The sequence below is a fragment of the Streptomyces sp. NPDC020958 genome, from assembly GCF_055562175.1.
This window is the reverse complement of sequence record NZ_JBVHFU010000047.1, coordinates 1-3690: the sequence shown is the minus strand read 5'-3', so window position 1 is coordinate 3690 and position 3690 is coordinate 1. Positions and strand designations below refer to the sequence as shown.

1 protein-coding gene is annotated in these 3690 nt (G+C 67.8%); it reads left to right on the top strand.

Annotation, left to right across the window (positions count from 1 at the left end; genetic code table 11):
- Positions 1-14 precede the first annotated feature (14 nt).
- The coding region (locus ACZ3KP_RS40885) for an amino acid adenylation domain-containing protein (RefSeq protein ID WP_467506210.1) at positions 15-3690 on the top strand (3676 nt) is incomplete at its 3' end.

Sequence of the window (3690 nt, the reverse complement as noted above, 5' to 3'; positions counted from 1 at the left end):
TACGGGAGGCGCTGGTGCGGCTCCAGGACGAACAGAGCGCCCTCCTGGCCCACCAGCACCTCAAACTCACCGACATCCACAACCTGACCCCGGCCAACGAGCTCTTCGACAGTGTGATCGTCTTCGAGAACTATCCGGTCGAGAACGAGGCCTTCGAACGGGCGACGTCCGCCTTGACCCTCACCCAGGTCGAAGCCCACGACGCCAGCCACTACCCGATGAATATCCGCGTCCTGCCCGGAGACAGCGTCGAGATCCGCATGGAATACGGACCCGACCTGTTCACCCGTACAGCCGTGGAGGAACTCGGCAACCGGCTTCTCCTCGTTCTCCGGACCATTGCCGAAACCCCGCGGACCCCTGTCGGCCGTGTTGGCATACTCGAGGCGCACGAGCGTGAGCAGGTGCTGTCCGCCCTGCACGGTCGACGTGACGTGGCGGAGTTCCGCGACGTCGTGGACAGGATCAGGGACGTCGCCCGCCGGCAGCCGGACGCGGTCGCCGTCACGGACGACGAAGGAGACGTCACCTACGAGACCCTGATCTCCCGAGCGAGCGCCCTGTCCAGGCGCCTCGTGGCACGCGGGACAGGAGCGGGGACACTCGTCGGAATCCTCTCCGACCCCGGCGCGCCGTTCGTGTGGTCGGTGCTGGGCGTGTTCGGCAGCCGAGCCGGCTACATCCCGCTGGACCCGCACGCCCCGAACGCGCGCAGTGTCACGTACCTCACCGACAGCGGCGCCGACTGTCTGCTGACGGAGGAGAAGCACCTCGAGCAGGCGCACGCCATCGCGGCCGCATCGGGTGGCAACGTCGAAGTCCTGGTCATCGGGTACGAACAGGACGAGGCCGAGTGGTACCCGAGCCGTTCCGAGACCTACGACATCGCCTATTCCATCTTCACCTCGGGTTCCACCGGACGACCGAAGGGAGCGATGGTCCACCGGGCCGGCATGGAGAACCACCTGCTGGCGAAGATCGAGGACCTGGACCTCTCCGCAGCGGACAACGTCATGCAGAACGCGCCGCTGACCTTCAACATCTCGGTCTGGCAGATGTTCGCGGCGCTGATGCTCGGCGGGCGGATCCGGGTCGTCGACCGGACGGTCGCAGCAGACCCCCGGGAGCTCTTCCGGCGCGTGACCGACGAAGGCGTGTCCGTGTTGGAGGTCGTTCCCTCACTCCTCCGGGCCGCCCTCGACCTGTGGGACGTCGAGGAAGCGCTGCCCGAACTGCCGCGGCTCCGCTGGCTGGTCGTGACGGGTGAGCCGCTCCCGGGCAGCCTGTGCGAGCGATGGTTCGCGCGGTACCCGGAAATCCCGCTCGTCAACGCCTACGGATCGACGGAATGCTCGGACGACGTCTCGCACGCCGTCATCACGAGCGAGAAGTATGGTGCCGAGCAGAAGGTCACCATCGGCACCCCCATTCGAAACATACGGCTGTACATCCTGAACGAGGCTCTCCAGCCCGTCCCGCCGGGAATGCCGGGAGACATGTACGTCAGCGGCGTGGGCGTCGGCCAGGGCTACATCGGGGACGCGCCCCGCACGGCAGCCGCCTTCGTGGCCGACCCCTTCTCCGACGAGCCCGGCGCACGGATGTACCGCATGGGCGACTACGTCAGGTGCCTCCCGGACGGCTGTCTGGAGTTCGTGGAGCGACGGGACCACCAGGTCAAGATCCGCGGACAGCGACTCGAACTCGGCGAGATCGAGATCTCCCTGGCACAGCACGCCCTCGTGGGTCAGGCAGCTGTGGTCGTACGTGAGGACACTCCCGGCGACAAGCGGCTGGTGGCGTACGTGGTGCCCGGAGCCGGCATGGCACGCAGCGCTCTCGACCCTGCTGAAATGCGGGGGTTCGTATCGGAGCGGTTGCCGGACTACATGGTGCCTTCGGCGTTCGTCGCCCTTGATGCGTTGCCGTTGACGCCGAACGGGAAGCTGGACCGGCGGGCCCTGCCGGTCCCGGAGTACGCCGCGGTGGGGGCGGGGCGCGGACCCCGATCACCGCGGGAGGAGATCCTGTGCGGTCTGTTCGCCGAGGTCCTCGGCGTTGATGTCGTGTCGATCGACGACGGTTTCTTCGAGTTGGGCGGGCATTCGTTGCTGGCGACGCGGCTGGTGAGCCGGATCCGGTCGGTCCTCGGGGTGGAGGTAAGTATCCGGTCGTTGTTCGAGGCTCCGACGGTGGCGGGGTTGGTGGATCGGCTCGGTGAGGGTGGTCGGGTCCGGGAGCGGCTCGGGCGGCGGGTGCGGCCGGAGGTTCTTCCGGTGTCGTTCGCGCAGCGGCGTCTGTGGTTCCTGGGTCAGCTCGAGGGTGTCTCGGCGGCGTACAACATTCCGCTCGTGCTGCGTCTGACGGGTGCGTTGGATGTGGAGGCGTTCGGGGCTGCGCTGGGGGACGTGGCGGGTCGGCACGAGAGTCTGCGGACGGTGTTTCCGCAGGTGGACGGGGAGCCGCGGCAGGAGATCCGGCAGGGCGTCGGGGGTGTTCCCGAGGTGGTTGTGGAGGCCGTGTCGGCTGGTGACGTTGCCGCGGTGGTGGCGGAGGTGACGGGTGCCGGGTTCGATCTGGAGCGGGATCTGCCGTGGCGGGTGCGTCTGCTGGAGGTGACGGACGTCCCTGGTGAGTGGGTGCTTGTGATGGTGGTGCACCACATCGCGGCGGACGGCTGGTCGATGGCGCCGTTGGCGAGGGATCTTTCGCAGGCGTTCGCGGCCCGCTGCCAGGGGCGTGCTCCGGAGTGGCGGCCGCTTAGCGTGCAGTACGTGGACTACACGCTGTGGCAGCGCGAGGTTCTCGGCGACGAAAGTGATCCGGACAGTGTCATCGCCGCCCAGGTCGCCTACTGGAAGCAGGCCCTGGCCGGTCTGCCGGAGCAGCTTGAGCTGCCAGTGGATTACCCGCGCCCCGCTGTCGCGTCGCACGAGGGTGCTTCGGTGGACGTGCATGTGCCGGCGGAGGTGCACGCGCGGCTGGTGGAGCTGGCCCGTTCCTGCGGTGCGAGTGTGTTCATGACGGTGCAGGCGGCGCTGGCGGTCCTGTTGTCGAAGATGGGCGCCGGGGAGGACATCCCGATCGGGACGCCTGTCGCGGGACGTACCGACGACGCCCTCGATGACATGGTCGGGTTCTTCGTGAACACGCTGGTCCTGCGGACCGACCTGTCGGGCGATCCGACGTTCCGGGAGGTGGTGGAGCGCGTCCGGGAGGCGGACCTGGCGGCGTACGCCCACCAGGACGTGCCGTTCGAGCGGCTCGTGGAGATCCTCAACCCGACACGCTCCATGGCTCGCCACCCCCTCTTCCAGGTCATGCTCGCCTTCCAGAACAACGTCCGCCCGGAGCTCGACCTGCCCGGAATCAAGACACAGGCGGAGCCTGTGGACGGGATCGCCGCCAGGTTCGACCTGTCGTTCAGCCTGGGCGAGACGCATGGCGTCGACGGGAGGCCGGCAGGCCTCGAGGGACTGCTGGAATACCGAACCGACCTGTTCTCGGAGGAGACGTGCCGCGGACTCGTGGACCGTCTGGTGCGAGTCCTGAAGGCGGTGACCGCCGATCCCGATTCAGCGATTCGCTCCGTCAGTGTCCTTGGTGTCGAGGAGCGTCGGCGGGTGTTGGTGGAGTGGAACGACACGGTTCGTGCGGTTCCGGATGTGACGTTGCCGGAGTTGTTCGAGG